The sequence below is a fragment of the Erwinia sp. S43 genome, from assembly GCF_016624745.1.
Lineage (GTDB): Bacteria > Pseudomonadota > Gammaproteobacteria > Enterobacterales > Enterobacteriaceae > Erwinia > Erwinia coffeiphila.
Genome location: NZ_JACVTX010000029.1, coordinates 16,320 through 35,276, shown reverse-complemented (window position 1 = coordinate 35,276; position 18,957 = coordinate 16,320). Strand labels below are relative to the sequence as shown.

Sequence of the window (18,957 nt, the reverse complement as noted above, 5' to 3'; positions counted from 1 at the left end):
TTACGCGATAACTTCTGCAGACTTGCCGAGCAGCCAGATAACTGCGACCAGCATGACAACCCCGACAACAACAATGGACCCGAATTTGGTCCAGGAGGCACGGTCATTACGAACCTCACCAAACGTTACGAGACCAGCTTCAGCAACTTTAAAGAATGCAAATCCGCACAGAACGAGACCACCAAGGACGAGTCCATCCTGCACATGACCGCTGAGCGTTCCCATCAGGCCAGTACCCGTTCCGCTCGACGTTGGACCTTCAACCGTCGGCAAATCGGCAAGAGCTGGTTTAGCAGCCAGAGTACTCAGCAGGCCAGCCGTCAGGATACGTGCCCAGGCTGATTTAGCTTTAGTCTGAGCTTTAGCGGTCACGCGGGTTACTGCTGATACGAATTTAGACATGATTTCACCTGTAAAAAGAGTGGGTTTAGGGTTAACTACAAAACATCCAGATACTTACGACTAACAATAAGACTGAGCGGACTACGGCTCTGCCCATCGCGCCCTCCTTGAGACGCTGATTTGTCCAGCCGGAGTAGACATCCACGATTGCCCATGCTGCCCAGAAGAAGAGGAATGCGATCAGCAGCCCGAGACAGAGCAGGTGCAGCAGATTGGGTTCCACGTTTCCGGAAGCTGCCTTAAAGGCAGCTTCCTGTGCAGCAGTCATCGCCATCAGGGACGCTCCCGGCGATAATTTCCTGCCACGCCAGACAAATCGCGGGGCTGGGCACGCGTTGGTTCCAGATAGCGATCAATGCCGGCGCTGATGGTTTTCAAATCGCCATTAGCCCGCTGGTAATCGAAGAAGTAGCGGTCACGCTCCGACGGATCAGCCTGTGCTGCGGCAACCCGCGCCCGTTCCAGCGAAGCCTGAACCTGGACGATCATTCGCTGAGCGGATGCCAGCTCGTCTTTCTCAGATGCAGACGCCGGAGAGGACGCGAGAAAGGTCAGGCCCAGCACACCGCCGCATAACAGAAGTTGTGTTGCCGGACGAAGAGATTTCATATGCACCTCCAGTGGTTGTTGAGTGCGGTAAGCATGCGAAATCTGGCTGCCGGGTTCAGCCGTTAACTCTTTTTGGAAAAATAAAAATTTAGAAAGCAGCGCGAATGCTGATTAAAGTGAATCTAAAGCTTATTGTTTGTTGTAACTAAACAAGTGCTCTGACGCGGCGCTGTACGCCTTGCCTGCTGACGGCCGGCATCTGAAAACAAGTTTCAGGTGCCTCCGTCCAGCTCTGATAGAGGGACCAGCGTAAGACATTAAATTAATTCCCCGAACGCAAAATTTAATCTGCGGTTTCGCCGACTAATATTGAATGATGAGTAAAATCAGGCATAGCGCGCGTTAACAGGTATCGTGCAGAAAGAGAAAGACACTATGTGCGGACGGTTTGCGCAGTATAAAAGCCGGGACGTTTACTTTGACGCCCTTGGCGCAGCCGACAGCGATTACGTGCATGATCCGGAACCCATCGGCCGTTACAACTTAGCGCCAGGAACCAACGTGCTACAGCTGAGCGAGCGCAACGGCGAACTGAAAATTGATCCGGTGTACTGGGGTTACGGACCAGAATGGTGGGACAAGAAGCCGCCTCAAGCCGTATGTTTAAACCGCTATGGAACCACGGCCGCTCCGTGAAGTTTGGCGATGAATGGTTTGAGTGGGTAAAGGAAGAAGAAAGGAAACAGCCCTACTTTGGGTCAGTTTGGTTATTGAAATGTGATGACGAAGACAAGTTCAGCCTCGTCATCTTGATAACTAACTGTATTAAAATGACAGTCCGAGATTATCCGTATCAGGTCCAGCTTTTCCGAAGAGCAGTGAATTTTTCACGCGTTTCTCCCAGATAAAGCACTGAGGAGAGAAAGCATACGCTGTATCCCAGTAATTCCGTCGCTTCTTCCGCCAGGTTTTTAACTTCCCGGTTATACCCGTCAGGCATAAGATGCTCCCAGAGCTGATTCATGCCAAATATACGTGAGAATATTAATATTATGATCAACCCCGTCGCAGTCATCAGCCACGAACGGTGCTGAATAAAATCAGTCAGACCTGTAACGGTGCTTGCGGGTATGAGCGCGGAAAGTGCAATACACACGACGGTGGTTGTAAGAGCAAACCAGAGCCAGCTGCCGTGCCTGATCATGTCAAAAATCCCGTCCAGCTCCCGGATCAGCATACATAGGTAAAAACCCCCGATAAGGATAAGCCCCCCGCGGACCTCAGGGCGCTTTGTCGCGCACCAGAAAAACAGCCCGGCTATGCCTGCCAGTATGGTTTCCTGCAGGATTTCAGTCACGGAATTTTCATGAAGAGCGTTGTCCATAAAGTAAACGTCAACGTAAATGGCTGACATTGCCAGCAGGATAAAAACCGATGCGAATAGCAGGAATAAACACTCCCGGGTGAGAAGCGAAACAAAGCGAATCATGTCGAACTCCGTAAAATTGGTCTTCTTATTCAGTTTCTTTTTTCTGTTGTCTTTCATTTTTTGCATCATCAATATGTGATCAGTAATTTGTTCATTGAAATCATGCGGATATCAAATGCCAGTACGCATAGCGTATAAAAGTTCATATGAAAAATTAACACCCTACTTATTAAGCCTTATTGCAATACGTCATTTACAATGCAACCAGTCGGTGATTGCCTTTGTTTTTTCGGGCCGGTTTTCATCCGCTGATATAAGCGAACCCGATAAATCACTGAACCTGATTCTCTTAATGAACAGCAGAGTCCGGAGAGCTATTCTTTGATGCGACCGGAATGTAGTAGCACCCTGAAAAATAACTATAACCATTAGAAGTTTTTATGCTTTTAATTTCCAGCAGGTCCGGGCCTTCACTCCGGACTTCTTCTCTTAACGGCAGTTCAAAATGATAGATTGTTGAAATCATGTTCCTGAATTCATCGTAACTCCCAAGCAGGTTAAATTTCAGGTAACTGCCTGCCATCCTGATACTTTCTAATTCGTCGGAATGAGTCGTGTCGCACAGTAACATATTAAGCCTGGCATCCCCGAATCTGCCTACAGGTTCGCAATGGACAACCGAGTAAATGGTTTCAGCCTGTTCGAGCATTGTCATTTCAAGATTAGACAAGCGGGTAATCTTATCGCTCATACATTCTATGCTATGAAAATCAACATCATTAGTGAAACTGTGGTGATGGCTGAGGCTGATATCCAGACTCACATAATCAGGTGGAGGCAGGGGATGCCTTACCATTGTCGAACTGGGGATGATCCCGGTAAAGTTCCACATACGGCTATCCCGGTAGACTCTGGGTGGCGTTCTGAAATGCCTTGAGAAGACCCGTGTAAATGCCTGCTGTGTGCCAAATCCCAGCGCTTCTGCAATCTCAATAATAGGCATGTTCGTTAACTTCAGTACCTGAGCCGCCCTGGCGAGTCTTCTGTTGCGAATATAGGTGGCTAATGGCATGCCAGTCTCTTCCCGGAACAGCCTCTGGATGTGCCATTTGCTGTATCCGGACTTACGATAGATCTTCTGTATCGTCAGGGAGCTTCCCAGATTTTGTTCAATCCAGTGTAATAATTCTAGCGTGAATTTTCTCACGATTTTCCTCTCAGAATAGCAAGGTGCAGGATTAGTCAGAGCTCTCATCTAAAACATAATTCTTATTGTTAATGACGAACTCCCCCAGAATGTGGTCAAGGATTTCAATAAACTCTGTTAATGGCTTCTGGGATTTCCCCGTGATAAAAAATTTTCTGACGGCACCATAAAAAGAGTAAAGAAGGATATTTGTTATGATTACGGACTTGTCTTCCCCATCTATTTCGCCTTTACTTATGGATAAGCACATCGCATCTTTTACTAACTTCTCAAAATCACACATGAATTTTGAGAGGCTTAGCTGCAATGGCTTGTAAGTTTCGGCCTCGTCACAGCGATAAATCATTAATTTCAGGTAGTGCTGCACCTGACTTTCCGTAGATAAATCATTAATGCAGCGCCTGAACATGGAAACAAGCGCGTTAAATATATGCTCATCGCCTGACGACAGCCCTTTCAGTTCGGCCATTAAAGGCCATCTGAAGCTCTGAGTGACGTGGTAAAGCAGCTCGTTTTTATCCCGGAAATGCCAGTAAATAGCTCCCCGGGTGCACTTTGCTTTTTTCGCCACCATATCGAAAGAACTCAGATAAACGCCGTGTTCGCAAAAGCATTCCTCCGCCGCTTTTATTATGCGTTCTTTTGTGATGGAAGCTTCTTCCTTGGTTTTTCTGACCAAGTTAACCTCCAGTCAGCGGGATATAAACAGGGGCAGCCGCACATCTTTAAGGAGGCTGTTAGTGGTACCGCCCAGGATCAGTTCGGACAGGCGTGGCCGGCTCCAGGCACCGATTACCAACAGGTCGGATGCGTGAGCGGTCGTGTGCTCTATAATGACGTCAGCAACCTCTCTTCTGTCGGACTCGACGTTGACGAGGTCGACTCTGACGCCATGGCGTGCAAGGTAAGCCGCCATGTCAGCGCCGGGGTCTTCACCGTGAAGGCCCTGACTGTGGTGTGCATCCACAATCAGTAGCTGAACCTCTTCCGCACTGATTAAAAGGCCAAGAGAGTCAGATACGGCCCGCCACGCCTGCCGGCTGCCGTTCCACGCAATGGTGACTCTTTTTCCGATCCCCTCTCCCAGCCAGCTATCAGGAACGACAATTATCGGCAGGCCGGAGTAGGAAATGAACGAGTTGATCGTCATTCCCTCCGGTAATCCACTCATGCTCGGATAATTAAAAATGACCAGATCGCTGTATAAAGCATGCTGAATTGCATTTTTATTATCTTCCGTCGACGGTATAACGCGAAGTTCAGCCTGCACGCCTAGCTTATCGGAAATATCCTGTATGCCATGATGCAGCTCCAGTAATTTACTGGCTGTTGCGAGCTGATGTTTTTTTATTACCTCAATGATGGCATCCCCTCTTGAAAAGGACTCTTCCGGGACGCCAGATTCATGGCGCATAGACGTCACGCCTATCAGATGAGAATTCTGTACACATGCTAATTCTCCTGATCTGGCGAGTACGCTCAATCCTTCAGGGGAAGCATCAAAAAATACGGTAATGTTTGAATAGTCTGACAGCATAAATACCTCATGATCTTTCGTTGCTATTTACTTTTACAGGAACTGTCCGGCCGGCAAGATGTGGATTTCCTGCCAGCCGGCTCAGATGGTCTTTATGTGTCAGTATTATTTTTACGCTTTTTAAGGCTATTCACTAAAACGTAAAAAAGAGGGATGAAGAATATGGCCAGGAACGTCGCCGTCACCATGCCGCCTACGACGCCCGTACCAATGGCATGTTTACTTCCTGAGCTTGCGCCGCTGGAAATTAACAGCGGTATGACCCCCATTGTAAATGCCAGAGACGTCATAATAATCGGACGCAGTCGGAGACGTGCTGCCTCAATGGCCGCCTGAGATAAGGTTCTCCCCTCTTTCTCGTACAGCTCCTTGGCAAATTCAACGATCAGAATTGCGTTTTTGGCGGAAAGTCCCACCGTCGTCAACAGGCCAATCTGGAAGAAAACATCGTTTTCCAGGCCGCGCATCATCGTGGCAACCACGGTACCAATAACCCCCAGCGGAATGACCAGTATTACCGAGAATGGTACGGACCAGCTTTCATAGAGCGCTGCAAGGCACAGGAAAACGGCGATGATTGACAGCGCATACAGGGCCGGAGCCTGTGAACCCGAGGATCTCTCCTCATAGGAGAGGCCCGTCCAGGAGAGCTTCATGCCGGATGGCAAATCTTTCGCAATGTCTTCCATTGCAGCCATGGCATCGCCTGAGCTGTAACCCGGTGAAGGCTGGCCCAGAAGCTCAACAGCAGGCACACCGTTGTAACGCTCCAGTTTAGGCGAACCTATTTCCCACTTTCCTGAAGCGAAGGAGGCAAATGAAACCATTTCACCGGATGAATTTCTCACGTACCACTGGCTGAAATCCTTCTCCGTGATCCTGGACTGAGGCTGACCCTGAATGTAGACGCGCTTGATACGTCCGCGATCCAGGAAGTTATTGACAAAAGAAGAGCCCCACGCGGCCGACATGGTTGTATTGATGTCATCCAGGTTGACACCGAGCGTGCTCGCTTTTTCATCATCAATTTCGATTTTGTACTGCGGCTCATCGTTTTTACCGTTAGCACGCACCATACTGAGTGCCGGATTTTTAGCGGCTTCTGAGAGGATTTTTTCCTTAGCCTTCATCAGCTCGGCATGGCTGTGTCCGCTGAAGTCCTGCAGGAAAACATCGAACCCCGTGGCGTTGCCAAGCTCCATGATCGCCGGCGGTGCAAACGCCAGGACCCTGGCTTCCTTTATTGTGCCGAAGTAGTCCATAGCCCGGCGCTGAAGATCAAATACGGTATCCTTGCGCTCATCCCAGGGCTTGAGCTGCACAAAGGCAAGCGCTGAGTTCTGGCCGCGCCCCGCAAAGCTGAACCCACTGACGGCGAATACCGCCTGAACGTTGTCTTTCTCCTGTTCGGCGAAATATTTCTGCACCTTATCCAGCACGGCATCGGTCTGATCCATAGTGGCGTTGGCAGGTAACTCTGCCTGAACAACCATCGTTCCCTGGTCCTCATCGGGTAAAAACGAGGTCGGCAGTCTGGGGAACAGCACTGCTAAAGCCACCACAATGAATAAAAACAGCATTAAATACCGGCGTTTGCCTGTAATTACCCGGGACACGCCATTTTCGTACCGGCGCGCATTTTTTTCGAACACGCGGTTGAACCAGCCAAAAAATCCGTTTTTATCATGATGATCCTTACCGACCGGCTTCAGCAGCGTTGCACAGAGTGCAGGCGTGAAGATCAGCGCGGTGAGTACGGATAGCGCCATTGCAGAAACGATAGTTAACGAGAACTGACGATAAATTACGCCCGTGGAACCGCCGAAAAACGCCATCGGTATAAATACGGCGGACAGCACCAACCCGATGCCTACTAACGCACCGGAGATCTGATCCATAGATTTACGGGTCGCTTCAACCGCCGAGATGTCCTCTTCAGATAAAATTCGCTCGACGTTTTCCACGACCACGATGGCGTCATCAACCAGCAGACCAATTGCCAGCACCAGACCAAACATGGTCAGTATGTTAATAGTGAAGCCGAAGGCTGACATGATGCCGAAGGTGCCCAGCAGAACGACGGGCACGGCCAGCGTTGGGATAAGCGTGGCGCGCCAGTTCTGCAGGAACAGGAACATGATCAGGAAAACCAGGACGATCGCTTCAACTAATGTATGCACGACGCCTTTAATAGACTCTTTTACCACCGGAGCGGTATCGTACGGATACACCACTTTAACGCCCGGCGGCAGCGTTTTAGCTAACTGATCCAGGGTTGAACGCACGGCGCTGACGGCGTCGATGGTGTTCGCGCCGGTGGCTAAACGCAGAGCAATACCTGCACTGGGGTGACCGTTCAGCTTGGCATTGAAGTCATAGTTATCCGACCCCAGCATGACGTTTCCGACGTCTTTTAATAAGACGCGTGAGCCATCCGGATTTACCTTGAGCAGTATGTCCTGGAACTGAGAGGCTCTGGTGAAGAGTGTTTTGCCGATTACCGTTGCGTTTAATCTTGAGGTATCTGCTGACGGCCGTCCGCCTAACTGACCGGAGGAGACCTGAACGTTTTGTGCCTGTATGGCGGCCATCACGTCACTGGGCATTAACTTGTAATTGTTTAACTTAATCGGGTCCAGCCAGACACGCATCGCGTTCTGAGCGCCCAGGACATAAAAATCGCCAACGCCTGACGTACGGCTGAGGGGATCCTGCAGCTGCGATACAATCAAATCGCCCAGTGCGTTGTTATCCAGTCGGCCATCTTCTGAAATCAGCGTGGCCACCAACATAAAGTTGATCTGGTACTTATAGACGCGAATGCCCAGCTGCTGGACGGTCTGAGGAAGCATTGGTGTGGCAAGCTGCAGTTTGTTCTGAACCTGAACCTGTGCGGTATTCGGGTCAACCCCCTGCTCAAAGGTCACAACAATATTTACGCTGCCGTCTGAATTGCTCTCAGAGCGAATGTATCGCAGGCCATCAAGGCCGTTCAGTTGCTGTTCAACGACCTGAGTCACCGTATCCTGAACGGTCTGCGCCGAGGCGCCCGGATAGGAAGCCGTAATGCCTATTGCCGGAGGTGCAACATCGGGATACTGATTAACGGGCAGCTTTAAAATTGCAAGCGCACCTGCGATCATGACGATGATGGCAATGACCCATGCAAATATAGGCCGATCTATAAAAAATCTGGACATGCTGCTCCCTTAAATATCCGTATTATCTTTGTGATCTGACGTCTTAGATAAACTGCCTTCGGATGAATTTTTTGCAGCCTGAACAGGCTTAACAATCATTCCAGGAGTCACATTCTGTAAACCATCGACAATGACCTGCTCGCCGGGCTTAAGTCCGGCACTGATTAACCAGTTCCCGTCAATGCTCTGATCCGTTGTAAGGTTCTTCTGTTCCACAACGTTGTCAGCATCCACCACTAACGCGACCGCTTTACCCTGAGTGTCCCGCGTCACCCCTCTCTGTGGCACAAGAATGGCGTTTTCACGGATCCCCTGCTGCAGCTGCGCGCGCACAAACATACCGGGCAGCAAAACGCCGTCAGGATTAGGGAAAACTGCCCGCAGGGTTACCGAACCGGTGCTTTCATTGACGCTGACTTCGGAGAACTGAAGAGTGCCGGTCTGTTTGTACTTTGTGCCGTTGTCAAATTCCAGGCTGATTTTTGCCCGGCCTTCGTCATCACTTTTGAGGCGACCGCTTTCCAGATCCTCACGTATCTGAACCAGGGCCGATGCCGGCTGTGAAATATCCACGTAGATCGGATCCAGCTGCTGCACCGTGGCTAATTCATTTGTCTGCCCGGCGGTGACGAGCGCTCCCTGGGTGACATTGGAACGCCCAATTCTTCCCGAAATCGGGGATTTAATTTCGGTGTAGTTAAGATTAATTCTGGCATTGTCGGCGTTGGCCTTTGCCTGCAGATACTGGGACTTCGCGTCATCCAGATTCTGCTGGCTGACGACATTTAAGGACGCGAGTTTGCTGTACCGTGAGAACAGTAACTTAGCCGATTCCAGACTTGCATCAGCACTGGCAAGCGTCGCTTTATAAGGCGCTGGGTCAATATGGTATAAGGTCTGGCCTTCTTTTACGTCCGTACCCTCGGTGAAATCCCTCTTTAATAAGATGCCCCCTACCTGCGGTCTGACTTCCGCTATCAGATAGGCGCTGGTGCGTCCGGGTAATTCCGTCAGCATGCGGACATTGCTGGGCTCGACTTTATACACGCCTACCACGGGTGGTTCTGCAGCAGGCGTGGAAGCCGGTGCGTCATCACACGCGCTGAGGAGGCTCGTAGCGCCGATCATTAACGCCAGGTTAATGAAGTTGCCCAGCTGTTTTCTTTTTTTAATATCATGAAAATAATACATTTTTTATCCCGAATTGTGATCTAGGTTGGTTGACCAATCTTTTATTAGCGTATGATTAAGCGCACGAACCTGCGGCATAGCGCGTTGTAGGTTGAACGACCGACCTAAAAATGTAAAGTTGTGATTCAAGTTTTTATTAATTGTGGAGCTCTTGACAGTTTTGCAAAAATCACGCCACACATTCAGAAAATGATGTTAGTCTTTACGGCGTGCCATATGATTTAAATGTATATTTATCAATCGCTTGCGTTGTTAAATGGTTGATTTTCTGGTCAGTGATGTTTACGTCCACCTTTCGCGAAGATAATTTTCAGGACAATAAGGTTCAGGTATGTCTGTTAAAAAAAATGGCGGTGATTCTGATATAGCAAAAAGACGCAAAGAGCAGGTTCTGGAGGCTGCTGTTGAGTGTTTTAAGCTTCAGGGATTCCACAAAACGAGCATGTCTCAGATCTCAGCCGCAGCAGGAATGAGCTCCGGTCATATCTATCATTACTTCGGCAGCAAAGAGGGGATCGTTGAGGCAATCGTCGCCAGAGATAGGAGTCAGATTGAAACCTATATTTCTAACGTGAAATCCTCGATGAAAACCAAAAACGCTGTTGAGGCGCTCGTTGATGCCACGCTTGCGGATGAGCAGCGCTTTTTAGACAGAGGAACCGCGGCGCTGAAAATGGAAATTTCAGCAGAGGTTTCACGCAATGCGTCTATAGCGCACTTGATCCAGGAATACGATAAAGACGTCTTTCAGGATTTCTATAATATTCTGGGCGGTGCCTCTGAAGACGTCATTTCAAAATGTGAAATCATCACCTCCTTACTGGAAGGGATGGCTGTGCGTTCGGTACGTAATCCCGCATTCGGAGAGGCTCTCGACAGGGATATGTTACGCAAAGTTATCACTTTCGTACTCAGCGAAACCTGAAAAGAGACTTGTCTTTATAAACGCAGGTTTCCGGGTGCTCTCAGGTTCCTGGCAGGAAGGTAGATCGCAAGGATTGACGGTTGTATTGGTTAAAATTGCATTTGTTTTTTCGGCTAATTGAGCATTTCACCGGCTGTTAATAGTGAAATTCGATCACTAAATAACATTTTTGGCATTAAACCGATGTCCGTATCTTACTTATCGCACAAGTTTACTGTGATCTTACCTTTATCTTATTTAGTAAGGAAATTTAGCAAAGCCTGCATTTTACAGGCTTTGGTATATGGCCATTAAAGATACTTTTTGAACGATGCAGTTGTAACCGTAATGGTAAGCCCCAGCATTAATGCTGCGGGTAGCAGTAGCAGGTTTGGATAGACCGCAGAAGGCCATGAGAGGTAGGCCATCACCGGCAGATAAACAGCTGGCTTGATCAATCTTTTCGCGCGGTGGTACAGAAAAGATGACTCATAACCGGCACCAAACCGGCGCAAATCACGTCGGCCAAGCCCTTCAACCACGGCAACGCATATAACCAGTACGAACAGCGGTACAGAAAGGGCAATGATGGTGACGCGGATCAGCGTCACGATAGAGACATATACCGTTGCCAGCATGTACTGCTGCAGATAATTCCCCATCCAGCGGCTGGCACCCTTAAGATTGCGCGATACCTCATTGCCGCTGTTCATCTCGGCCTGATATTTTTCCTGTATCCAGCCGATGATCCCACTGTCCACAAACGCCCACTGATAGGCATCCGTTATCCAGCGCGTCACCGTTGCAGCCGGCTCGGAAAGCAGCAGGCTGCGGGTAAAATCAGAAGACAGATAGCCAAACTCGGTATTCATCACCGCCTGGCTGTGCGCGGCACCCATTTCAGGCCAGAAGAACGCAATACCGACATATTCAATGACAAGGCTCACCATCAGTGAAGCCAGGATCACGCCAACGAGTTTCCACGGCCAGCCCCAGACCAGGTTATAGAGCAGGCCGTGCTCACGCGGTTGCGCGGGGTGCTGCTGCGGATATTGCTGCGGTGCGGTACGACGTGCCTCAGCCATTATTATCTCCCTTCACTGGCGCAGCTGCTGAACTGCGGCTGTCCCACCACCCTTCACTGCTGTGGTAATTCCGGCGCATCTCTTCTGCAAGACGCGCGATGTTCTCAGGCATATGCACGTCACCTGCATCGCCCGCCGGTAGCGGCATACGAATTTTCCAGAGCTGGCCGCCCTCAAGCAGCGCAAAAGCCTGACCTTTAGGCAGCGTGACAATGTCGGCAGGCTCAAGCAGTGGCACCTTAATGGTGCCCACGCGATCCTGGGTGCTGGAGGTAAAGTCGTGATTGACGGTGACGTCAGCTGAGTCCTGATGACCTGAGACCAGCGTTTTACTGTAGATCTCAACCTGCGGCAGCTGTGAGGTCAGCAGCTCTGCCGTCCGGTTCTCTCTCACGCGCAGCATGATCAGGTTGTTGAAGTTACCCTGAACCTGAGAGGTTTTGGCCGCACTCCCGATGCGGGCTTCAATATCAGATGAGGTCTGCGTATAGGCCGTCACCTGCATGCCCGCACCGCCGCCTTTATTGATGAGCGGGATAAACTCGTTGCCCATCAGTTCGTTGAATTCATCGCAGTGCAGGTTAATGGGGTCTTTTCCCTCTTTTGAACCCGGCAGGCCGCCGTTAATACCGTGCTTGTAGATGTGCCCGGCCACGCTCACCAGATCGGCAAACATGCTGTTACCTACGGCACTGGCAACCTCGCTGTCGCTGAGTGCATCAAGCCCCACGTAAACGATGCCTTTTTTACGGATAACCTGCTCCCAGTCAAAAATAGGGCGCGGATCTTCCATGTTCAGATAATCGGGAGACAGCAGCTCCGCTGTTTTACCGGTAGTCAGTTTTTCCAGCAGCGGCAGCAGTGACGCCACAATCTTGTCAAAGTAGGTACGGTCATAGCGTACGGCAGAGCGCAATCCGTCAAGTATCGGGTCATACAGCGCGTTTCCTGCGTCCGAACTCAGCGCCACTTCAACTGCCCAAATCCGGATAGCTTCAGGCTGCCCCTGCATGTTGCGCGGCACGTCATCATCACTGAACGCGTTGGCGTTGTTCTCGATCTGGCTGTTCAGTTCGGGCAGTTTCTCAGTAATGATTTTTTCGGCGTAACGCAGATACAGGTTGGCGATGTTGTTCACGTACCGGGTGATGAGCGTGTAATCCGGGCGTTCCCCGAGCGCAACCAGCGCCCGGGCAACGATATTCACGAACCGCCAGGCAAACTCGCGAAACGCTGCGCTGTTACCTTCACCGCTGAGCTGGCCGGCAACACGCGTAGCCACCTCCGATACGCGCCCGAAGCGCCCTACGGCGTTATACCGCGCGGAAATATCAGGCCAGCCAAGATGGAAAACGGTCAGCTGATCGCCCCGGCCAGCCCGGTGCGCTTCCGCCCAGACCCTTTTCAGCAGGTCCGCATCGCCTTTCGGATCAAACACGATAGTGACGTCTCCACGACGTATATCCTGAGTGATTAACAGCTCAGCGAGGCGCGTTTTGCCCACGCGGGTTGTCCCGTAGACAACCGTGTGGCCGACCCGCTCACGTAAATCGAGCGTGACGTCAGTTTCATCCGGCTCAATGCCGTGTACGGCCGGATTACCGCCAACCGGGGGAAGCGGGCGAACCGGATTGACTGGCGAATCTGCACTGAGCAGCTTGCCGATCGCCGGCAAACTGCTTTCTGTCGCTTCCTCTAACTGGCGGGCAAGCTGATACAGCTTCGACGGCTTAAGGTAGTGGGCCACTTCCGGGCGCAGCGTATCGCGCAGGCGCTGAGTGTGTTTCTGGGTCCAGCGAAACCCACGGCCCAGAAAAAGCCGGCGTTTACTCACGGGGATCTGTTTTGACGTCATTACGTAGCGCGGTAAACGGCGAAGATTACGGCGGTAGCGAATGACCTGTATTCCCTGACGCGCGCGTATGGCAGAAAGCACGGCGAATCCGCCGGCGGTGACGTAGCTGACGGAGGGTGCCAGGGCGACTGCCCAGGGCGCTGTCACGCAGACGATGGCGGCAGTGCCCGCTGCGACCGCTGTATTCAGTTCAACAGCCGGGCGCAGAAGGGCTTCAATTACGTATTTATCACTCACAGAAAGAACTCCTTAAAGGGTTTACCTGCCAGCAGAGCCAGAAGGCGTTGTCCGCTGATAATCATCAGTTGCTGTGAACCGCTCCCGAAAGCCCTGCTTTTCTGGCCGGTCCTGCCGGTATGAATAAACAGACCGCGCTGCCCCATGCGCGTCAGCAGCGCGTCAAATTCCTGAACGTGCGACGGCGTTATCGCCCGGCTGTAGCGCTTAGCCTGAATCAGCCAGCACTCGCCGTTTATGTGTACCCGTCCGTCCAGGCCGCCGTCGCCGCTGTATGACGCATTGCGCTGTACGGCATAGCCCTGACGCTCAAATGCCAGCAGCAGTAATTCCTCAAAGACATACGGATTAATCTTGCGCAGATAGCTCATGCGCTGCCCGTCTCCGCTGAGCTGGCGAAGGCGGGTATAGACGCGCTCTGCCGTTGCGCGATACCGGCGGTGCCGCCGCTCGCTGGCCGACTGCCGGCGAAAGCGCCAGAGCAGAAAAATAATCACGGCCAGCACGACGGCCAGCAGGACCGGATTTGCCATCAGCAGTGCCGCGACGTAAGGAGCTGATATCACTGCCCTACCTCCTGAGACAGGCCGCTGTCCGTGATAAGTACGGGGTAATGGGTCAGCTGCAGGCGGCGGGCAAGTTCAGATCCCGATGAGGGCGCCAGCTGAAGACCGGGCACGAGACCACGCAAAGATACCAGCGATGCCATGCTTTCAACGTTCACCACGAGTCCGGCTGCATTGCTGGCCGAAAGCTGTTGTGCGTTCTGCTGCAGCCACTGCCGTGAATAGCTGTCATCACCAATGATAAACAGCGCCCCGATGCCCGACAGCTGCAGCGCCCGCGGAGTCACGTTGCCGGGGGAAAGTTCTGGCGTAATAACGGGCAGCATGGCCGCTTCCCCCTGTTCAGGAGCTGCAGCAGGCGCAGGCGGCGTATCCTGGCGGTTTACGGCCTCGAAAATAGCCTGCGTACTCTGTCCGCCCAAGTCTGCAATGACGTTGAGCTCAGCCAGCGCGGCAGGCGAAAATGCAATGAATGCGGTAACGATGAGTTTTTTCAGATTCATGATCACTGACTCCGTGGATTTATCCAGACGAGGCTGTTATCCGGCACCGATGCGGACGCTGTCTGTTCAACTGCGGTAGCCGCCGGCAGATGCGGCGAAGGCTGGAGCATGGCGAGCTTGCTTTTAACGAAAGCGCGATAGCGGGCAGCGGGTGCGCCCCCTGCGGGATGGTGATAGCAGCCGGCGGCATCAAGCCAGCTTCCGGGTTTCCGGTCCCAGCACTCACGCAGGATCGCGGCAGCGGCGTTCAGATTCACGTAAGGATCCAGCGCCTCCCAGGTTGACGTAAAACGCTGGCCGTTCCAGCCGAGATTAACCTGGGCGATACCGACATCGATGCGCTTCAGTGAGTTTGTTTTCATGAACACCTGCAGTGCCTGCCAGGCTTCAAGGCGGGTTTTATAGCGATAGCCCTTACCCGCGACGTTGAGAGTCCACGGCCACGGGCGTTCGCCCTGCGGCAGCCTGCGTGATGATTCCTGCAGGCTGACGGAGTAGAGCGATTCCGGCGGCACGCTGTGCGCCTGCGCCACGCGCACATACCCCTCCGGAACGGTCTGTTTGCCACCGGCGAACGTGGAAAATGAAAGCAGCAGCAGCGCCGCTCCGGTCAGAATGCGGCGAGTTGCCATCCGTCTTCCCCCTGCTGCAGAACCACCGGCATGATGCCGTTACCGAACCGCATCCAGCGACCGCCGTCGTGATTCAGTGTGATCTGACGGCTGCGCACCCTGTCCAGCGGAATGTGATGGTCTTTTGCCCAGCCGCGAAGTTTCCCGTCATCGCCCTGGCTGTCTACAAGGTAGATATCAACCGGCCTGTTATCGGCTAATACCGCTGCCAGCCGGGCGTCACACTGCCCGCAGCCCGCTGACTTAACGAACAGTGCCAGCCGCCCTCCTGTGTCGTGCGCAATGCCGGCTGCGTTGCCCATATTTACCGCAAGCGTTTCCGGATAGAGCCGCTTCCATGCGGCGGTGACTTCGCGCTGGAAATGCAGCTCTTTTTGCGTACGCGCAAACTCTTCCTTTACCCACTTCTCAGCATACTGACGACGCTCAGCCTGACTCCGCGCCTCGATACCCAGCGTTGACAACGGATCCAGACCCGGTGACTGAATGCCGCGCGGACCGTTCATCAGCGACTGATAGCGCTGATAATCGTCCTGACTCAGCCCCCACTGACCGGCTTGCTGCTTCAGATCCTGCACGCTGCTTTGCTGCACGCTCTGCGCCGGCGCATCCACCGGTACGCCCCTGGAATTCTGAACCTGAACGCTGGCCTGCGCAGAGCAGCAAAGCATAATCACTGCAAGACTGGCTATTTTTAGCTTCATATCGCCTCCGTTAGCGAACGTTGATAGTCGTTAAGCGTCCGTTTACGCGAAATTGCGCCTGCCCGTAACCGGCGTGAACAAGTGTCCAGCCATTAACGGTCTGGCCTTCGCCGATCAGGCGGATTTCAGCCAGCGAGCTGAATCCCGACGGCGCGATGGCCGCAAACGACTCCGTGCCCCGCTTTTCAACGCCGGTCAGTACAAATGGCGCTTTACGGGCCACGGTGTTGACTGCCCGGTGCGGCTTAGCGGGTGCCGGCTTTTTTACAGGCGCTGCCGCTTTGGGTTCAGCTGTGGCCTGTTGGGCTTTCTGAGGCGGGTTCTGCAGTGCGGTAACTGACTGTTCCAGTGCAGCCTGACGGCTCTGCAGTGCAGTCTGCGAATCGTTTAGCTCATCGATCGAATGGCGAAACTGACCGACTGCTTCAGATAAGCCTCTGGCAGACCAGGCTTCGACAGATTTACGGACCGCATCGAGCTGAACCTGCTGCCTTTTTATCGCCTCGGCCTGCGTGCTGATGTTTGCCTGGAGAGGTTCAAGATCGGTTTTAGCCAGTGCCTGGGTGTAAACCACGTTTTGCTGCTTTTCGACGTAACTGAGACGGTTTTCCTGCGACACGCCAGCGCGAAGAGATATGAATGCGAGACCAAGCGCGGCAATGGAAAGCGTGGTCAGTGCTATAGCCGGCAGCCGGCGTTTTACGGCGCTGAACCTGCCGCCTGATGACGGAACACCGTCATCTGCATTTTCGTGAGGGAAGGACGTTTCTGTGGTCATTTTGTCAGCCACCCTCCGTGAGCAGGCTGGGCCTGAATGGGACGAGGGGCGATCACCTGAGAGGAACTGGCAGAAGATGGAGCACCTGCAGCCGGTGCGGAGGCGCTGGCAGGACGCGGCGGCAGCTGTGTCACGGGCAACTGATAACCGGTACGCAGGCTGTGACAGACCACACGCTGTACGTCATCAACTTCAAGCTCCCATGCCGGGCCCGCCAGTACCTGCAGCGCGGTGCGAAGGCGCATAGGACCGAGCTGGAACTGGACTGCCGGCAGCGGCTGACGGTATAACACGCCATTAGCCGGACCGGTCTGACAAAGCGAATAGCCGGACTGCTTCAGGGCGTAGCGCATGGCGTCAGCCACGGTTGGCTGCACTGAGGAGGGGATGCGGACGTCAATAATCTGGGAAAGGGGGTCGCGTTGCACGGCCTGCGGATCCGTGCTGACCAGCAGGTAGCGATCGTAGCGAACCACTTCCGGCGTCCGCGCATATACATCATCAGCGGATGCCTGGATATTGCGGGATACGCTGACCGGGGCAACCGGTTCAGCAGGTGCCCGCTCCTGCAACTTCTGGGGCTGCTGAACGCACCCTGCCAGCAGCGCAAGCGGTAAAGCGGCAAAGACGGCGTTAAATTTCATCTGAAAAGTTCCTGTACAGTGAGAACAGGCTTCACTGTGCGCAACTCTTCGGCATGCTTCTATCAACAACTCTTTTTGCGATTTCAAAAAAAAACGCCGACCGGAGTCAGCGTTTTTTAATCAGCACCTTCAGGCGACCTGATGAGGCGGGTGCGTTACATCACCGCGCCCCTTTAACAGGCCATCGATTGAGATATCTTCGTCCAGTGCGTCCCAGTGGATACCACGGGGAGACAGTTCGTAATCTTTCAGCTGTTCGGCAGACGCGTTGCGAAGCCGGGGAAACCATGAAAGTGGTACGCCGATTATCCGCTCGTCTGAGAGTTCGACCCACATAGTGTGATGATCGAACCGAACGTTCTTAGCTGAAATAATCATTCCAGGCCTCCAGAAACATGGGTTGGTGTTGCCTTATCACTGTCATCAGCTCTTTTACCGTCCGGGAGTCAAATCCATCGTTACTTGCCAGTTTTACAACCGGCTCCAGCCAGAATTTTGCTTCTGTACCGGCCTTTATCACATGAATGTGAGCAGGTTCGCGCGGATTGCCTTCATTGGAGTAGAAAAAGAACCGAAAACCGTTTAGCCGTAGTATGGCAGGCATCGTTAGTAACCTTTAAAGGATTATGGTGAAATTTACTGCAGTAATCAAAAGGCAGTGAGGGGGCGCAAAAAAACAGCGGCATATTGTGTTATACCGCCCTTCTATTACGGATGCTCTTTCTGAGTCCATAAGTTAGCTTTAAGCGCATTTTCAGCGTCAATTTTCTTACGAAAATATTCGTTAGATTCTCGGGTTGCCGGTGCCCCGCTTTCCTGATCTGCTGTACCAATATAATAGCCTCGGCCAGATTGCATAACTTCCAGCGGAAGCACCACGTTGAGATATTTCTGAGCTAAAAAGCCTGTTTGAGTATTCATAGAGTTACCTGTGAAAGATGACTTACTCTGTTTATAGCAAGTCTAAGGTGAGCGGATTTAGAATGAGTTATCAGCGTAAGATTGCTGCTGTGAAGCAGTATTCTGTGCCTGATGAGGTTCAGCGCGTTCAGTCTTGAAGACCATGTCCTGGCCTATCTTGATCCAGTCCACTTTAATCAGGCGGGCTTTCAGACTGACGCGGCTTTCACCTGCGTGCTCACCATTTTTCAGCTGAAAAATGTCCGTTGATGGGTTGCTCAGAACAAAGCCAATCAGCACTTTCTTATCCTCATCTACCGCTTTCTGGCAACGGTTAATGAGGCTGCTGGCTTCTTTGCCGACAACGTTGACGTCGAAACGCACATAAGAAGGACTGTCGCTCGGACCTGACAGTGCGTTGATCACGCAGCTGATAAAGGTGCCGGACTGAGCATTTACCTGGCGAACGTTGCTGAGATAGCCCAGTCCGTTGATGGTCAGGTTGAAATAGTCTTTAGATTTACCGGTGTTACTGGCATTAGAGGTGTTGTTTACAGACATGATGTTTTCTCCATGGAGGTCAAATTTGGTTCGACGGAGAAAACTTCTGCCCGGACGGGAGAAGTATTCCCGT

General features: G+C 52.3%; 22 protein-coding genes and 1 pseudogene. 2 read left to right on the top strand and 21 right to left on the bottom strand.

The genetic code is table 11. The annotated features are described in order from the left end of the window. From IBT47_RS23090 to IBT47_RS23080, 3 genes are read right to left on the bottom strand one after another with little or no spacing between them, the layout of a single operon-like run. A complete protein-coding gene (locus IBT47_RS23090) occupies window positions 1-402 on the bottom strand; it encodes a TIGR03745 family integrating conjugative element membrane protein (RefSeq protein WP_103061412.1) in 402 nt (133 codons plus the stop codon). A 31-nt stretch (window positions 403-433) separates the two neighbouring features. Beyond that, on the bottom strand, window positions 434-676 hold the full coding sequence (locus IBT47_RS23085) for a TIGR03758 family integrating conjugative element protein (protein ID WP_103061413.1): 243 nt from the start codon (window positions 674-676) through the stop codon (window positions 434-436). Beyond that, complete coding sequence (locus IBT47_RS23080) at window positions 676-1,011, bottom strand: RAQPRD family integrative conjugative element protein (protein ID WP_103061414.1); 336 nt, start codon at window positions 1,009-1,011, stop codon at window positions 676-678. Before IBT47_RS23080 ends, IBT47_RS23085 begins: the two co-directional genes overlap by 1 nt. Window positions 1,012-1,386: 375 nt before the next feature. On the opposite strand from IBT47_RS23080, the pseudogene IBT47_RS23075 reads away from it, so the two are divergent. Beyond that, window positions 1,387-1,706: pseudogene (locus IBT47_RS23075) on the top strand (SOS response-associated peptidase family protein); the annotation flags it as partial. A 98-nt stretch (window positions 1,707-1,804) separates the two neighbouring features. On the opposite strand, the gene IBT47_RS23070 reads toward IBT47_RS23075, so the two are convergent. The 6 genes from IBT47_RS23070 to IBT47_RS23045 all read right to left on the bottom strand — a co-directional run bounded on the left by IBT47_RS23070 (window position 1,805) and on the right by IBT47_RS23045 (window position 9,515). Beyond that, window positions 1,805-2,497, bottom strand: a complete 693-nt coding sequence (locus tag IBT47_RS23070; RefSeq protein WP_227685223.1) for a hypothetical protein — start codon at window positions 2,495-2,497, stop codon at window positions 1,805-1,807. 232 nt (window positions 2,498-2,729) lie between these two features. Continuing rightward, a complete protein-coding gene (locus IBT47_RS23065) occupies window positions 2,730-3,587 on the bottom strand; it encodes a helix-turn-helix domain-containing protein (protein ID WP_200563270.1) in 858 nt (285 codons plus the stop codon). A 31-nt stretch (window positions 3,588-3,618) separates the two neighbouring features. Beyond that, window positions 3,619-4,266, bottom strand: a complete 648-nt coding sequence (locus IBT47_RS23060; protein ID WP_004181884.1) for a TetR/AcrR family transcriptional regulator — start codon at window positions 4,264-4,266, stop codon at window positions 3,619-3,621. A gap of 12 nt (window positions 4,267-4,278) precedes the next feature. After that, window positions 4,279-5,124: a universal stress protein gene (locus tag IBT47_RS23055; RefSeq protein ID WP_004181882.1), complete on the bottom strand. Its 846-nt coding sequence runs from the start codon at window positions 5,122-5,124 to the stop codon at window positions 4,279-4,281. A gap of 92 nt (window positions 5,125-5,216) precedes the next feature. Further along, window positions 5,217-8,324, bottom strand: a complete 3,108-nt coding sequence (locus tag IBT47_RS23050) for an efflux RND transporter permease subunit (RefSeq protein ID WP_004181881.1) — start codon at window positions 8,322-8,324, stop codon at window positions 5,217-5,219. 9 nt (window positions 8,325-8,333) lie between these two features. Continuing rightward, window positions 8,334-9,515, bottom strand: a complete 1,182-nt coding sequence (locus IBT47_RS23045; protein WP_077258305.1) for an efflux RND transporter periplasmic adaptor subunit — start codon at window positions 9,513-9,515, stop codon at window positions 8,334-8,336. Between the two features lie 331 nt (window positions 9,516-9,846). Between IBT47_RS23045 and IBT47_RS23040 the strand changes: the two genes are divergently transcribed. After that, on the top strand, window positions 9,847-10,440 hold the full coding sequence (locus tag IBT47_RS23040; protein WP_004181878.1) for a TetR/AcrR family transcriptional regulator: 594 nt from the start codon (window positions 9,847-9,849) through the stop codon (window positions 10,438-10,440). 290 nt (window positions 10,441-10,730) lie between these two features. On the opposite strand, the gene IBT47_RS23035 is transcribed toward IBT47_RS23040, so the two are convergent. From IBT47_RS23035 to IBT47_RS22980, 12 genes are all read right to left on the bottom strand, one after another. After that, window positions 10,731-11,504 (bottom strand): TIGR03747 family integrating conjugative element membrane protein, encoded by a 774-nt coding sequence (locus tag IBT47_RS23035; protein WP_004181877.1) that lies wholly within the window; start codon window positions 11,502-11,504, stop codon window positions 10,731-10,733. Beyond that, window positions 11,497-13,596: a type IV conjugative transfer system coupling protein TraD gene (gene traD, locus IBT47_RS23030; protein WP_200563268.1), complete on the bottom strand. Its 2,100-nt coding sequence runs from the start codon at window positions 13,594-13,596 to the stop codon at window positions 11,497-11,499. The genes IBT47_RS23035 and traD overlap by 8 nt, the downstream gene beginning before the upstream one ends. Continuing rightward, the gene (locus tag IBT47_RS23025) at window positions 13,593-14,162 is read right to left on the bottom strand and encodes a restriction endonuclease (RefSeq protein ID WP_200563266.1); all 570 of its coding nucleotides are present in this window, start codon (window positions 14,160-14,162) and stop codon (window positions 13,593-13,595) included. Before IBT47_RS23025 ends, traD begins: the two co-directional genes overlap by 4 nt. Then, window positions 14,159-14,665, bottom strand: coding sequence for an integrating conjugative element protein (locus IBT47_RS23020; RefSeq protein WP_200563264.1), 507 nt, complete (start codon window positions 14,663-14,665; stop codon window positions 14,159-14,161). Before IBT47_RS23020 ends, IBT47_RS23025 begins: the two co-directional genes overlap by 4 nt. A 2-nt stretch (window positions 14,666-14,667) precedes the next feature. Beyond that, window positions 14,668-15,297 (bottom strand): lytic transglycosylase domain-containing protein, encoded by a 630-nt coding sequence (locus IBT47_RS23015; RefSeq protein WP_200563262.1) that lies wholly within the window; start codon window positions 15,295-15,297, stop codon window positions 14,668-14,670. Further along, entirely contained in the window at window positions 15,276-16,001 is a 726-nt protein-coding gene (locus IBT47_RS23010; RefSeq protein WP_200563260.1) for a TIGR03759 family integrating conjugative element protein, read from the bottom strand. The genes IBT47_RS23015 and IBT47_RS23010 overlap by 22 nt, the downstream gene beginning before the upstream one ends. A 10-nt stretch (window positions 16,002-16,011) precedes the next feature. After that, on the bottom strand, window positions 16,012-16,779 hold the full coding sequence (locus IBT47_RS23005; RefSeq protein WP_200563258.1) for a DUF2275 domain-containing protein: 768 nt from the start codon (window positions 16,777-16,779) through the stop codon (window positions 16,012-16,014). Next, on the bottom strand, window positions 16,776-17,423 hold the full coding sequence (locus IBT47_RS23000) for a PilL N-terminal domain-containing protein (protein ID WP_200563256.1): 648 nt from the start codon (window positions 17,421-17,423) through the stop codon (window positions 16,776-16,778). The genes IBT47_RS23005 and IBT47_RS23000 overlap by 4 nt, the downstream gene beginning before the upstream one ends. A 129-nt stretch (window positions 17,424-17,552) precedes the next feature. Further along, on the bottom strand, window positions 17,553-17,801 hold the full coding sequence (locus IBT47_RS22995; RefSeq protein WP_135778150.1) for a DUF2442 domain-containing protein: 249 nt from the start codon (window positions 17,799-17,801) through the stop codon (window positions 17,553-17,555). After that, a complete protein-coding gene (locus IBT47_RS22990; protein ID WP_023285896.1) occupies window positions 17,785-18,027 on the bottom strand; it encodes a DUF4160 domain-containing protein in 243 nt (80 codons plus the stop codon). Before IBT47_RS22990 ends, IBT47_RS22995 begins: the two co-directional genes overlap by 17 nt. Window positions 18,028-18,131: 104 nt before the next feature. Then, a complete protein-coding gene (locus IBT47_RS22985; RefSeq protein ID WP_200563254.1) occupies window positions 18,132-18,344 on the bottom strand; it encodes a hypothetical protein in 213 nt (70 codons plus the stop codon). 57 nt (window positions 18,345-18,401) lie between these two features. Beyond that, window positions 18,402-18,884 (bottom strand): STY4534 family ICE replication protein, encoded by a 483-nt coding sequence (locus IBT47_RS22980; RefSeq protein ID WP_200563252.1) that lies wholly within the window; start codon window positions 18,882-18,884, stop codon window positions 18,402-18,404. Window positions 18,885-18,957: the final 73 nt, after the last annotated feature.

What these genes read in the sequence shown, in the direction of transcription:
- IBT47_RS23090 (WP_103061412.1), bottom strand. Translation starts at nt 402, where the DNA reads ATGTCTAAATTCGTATCAGCAGTAACCCGCGTGACCGCTAAAGCTCAG.
- IBT47_RS23085 (WP_103061413.1), bottom strand. Translation starts at nt 676, where the DNA reads ATGGCGATGACTGCTGCACAGGAAGCTGCCTTTAAGGCAGCTTCCGGA.
- IBT47_RS23080 (WP_103061414.1), bottom strand. Translation starts at nt 1,011, where the DNA reads ATGAAATCTCTTCGTCCGGCAACACAACTTCTGTTATGCGGCGGTGTG.
- IBT47_RS23070 (WP_227685223.1), bottom strand. Translation starts at nt 2,497, where the DNA reads ATGAAAGACAACAGAAAAAAGAAACTGAATAAGAAGACCAATTTTACG.
- IBT47_RS23055 (WP_004181882.1), bottom strand. Translation starts at nt 5,124, where the DNA reads ATGCTGTCAGACTATTCAAACATTACCGTATTTTTTGATGCTTCCCCT.
- IBT47_RS23050 (WP_004181881.1), bottom strand. Translation starts at nt 8,324, where the DNA reads ATGTCCAGATTTTTTATAGATCGGCCTATATTTGCATGGGTCATTGCC.
- IBT47_RS23045 (WP_077258305.1), bottom strand. Translation starts at nt 9,515, where the DNA reads ATGTATTATTTTCATGATATTAAAAAAAGAAAACAGCTGGGCAACTTC.
- IBT47_RS23040 (WP_004181878.1), top strand. Translation starts at nt 9,847, where the DNA reads ATGTCTGTTAAAAAAAATGGCGGTGATTCTGATATAGCAAAAAGACGC.
- IBT47_RS23035 (WP_004181877.1), bottom strand. Translation starts at nt 11,504, where the DNA reads ATGGCTGAGGCACGTCGTACCGCACCGCAGCAATATCCGCAGCAGCAC.
- IBT47_RS23020 (WP_200563264.1), bottom strand. Translation starts at nt 14,665, where the DNA reads ATGAATCTGAAAAAACTCATCGTTACCGCATTCATTGCATTTTCGCCT.
- IBT47_RS23015 (WP_200563262.1), bottom strand. Translation starts at nt 15,297, where the DNA reads ATGGCAACTCGCCGCATTCTGACCGGAGCGGCGCTGCTGCTGCTTTCA.
- IBT47_RS23010 (WP_200563260.1), bottom strand. Translation starts at nt 16,001, where the DNA reads ATGAAGCTAAAAATAGCCAGTCTTGCAGTGATTATGCTTTGCTGCTCT.
- IBT47_RS23005 (WP_200563258.1), bottom strand. Translation starts at nt 16,779, where the DNA reads ATGACCACAGAAACGTCCTTCCCTCACGAAAATGCAGATGACGGTGTT.
- IBT47_RS23000 (WP_200563256.1), bottom strand. Translation starts at nt 17,423, where the DNA reads ATGAAATTTAACGCCGTCTTTGCCGCTTTACCGCTTGCGCTGCTGGCA.
- IBT47_RS22995 (WP_135778150.1), bottom strand. Translation starts at nt 17,801, where the DNA reads ATGATTATTTCAGCTAAGAACGTTCGGTTCGATCATCACACTATGTGG.
- IBT47_RS22990 (WP_023285896.1), bottom strand. Translation starts at nt 18,027, where the DNA reads ATGCCTGCCATACTACGGCTAAACGGTTTTCGGTTCTTTTTCTACTCC.
- IBT47_RS22985 (WP_200563254.1), bottom strand. Translation starts at nt 18,344, where the DNA reads ATGAATACTCAAACAGGCTTTTTAGCTCAGAAATATCTCAACGTGGTG.
- IBT47_RS22980 (WP_200563252.1), bottom strand. Translation starts at nt 18,884, where the DNA reads ATGTCTGTAAACAACACCTCTAATGCCAGTAACACCGGTAAATCTAAA.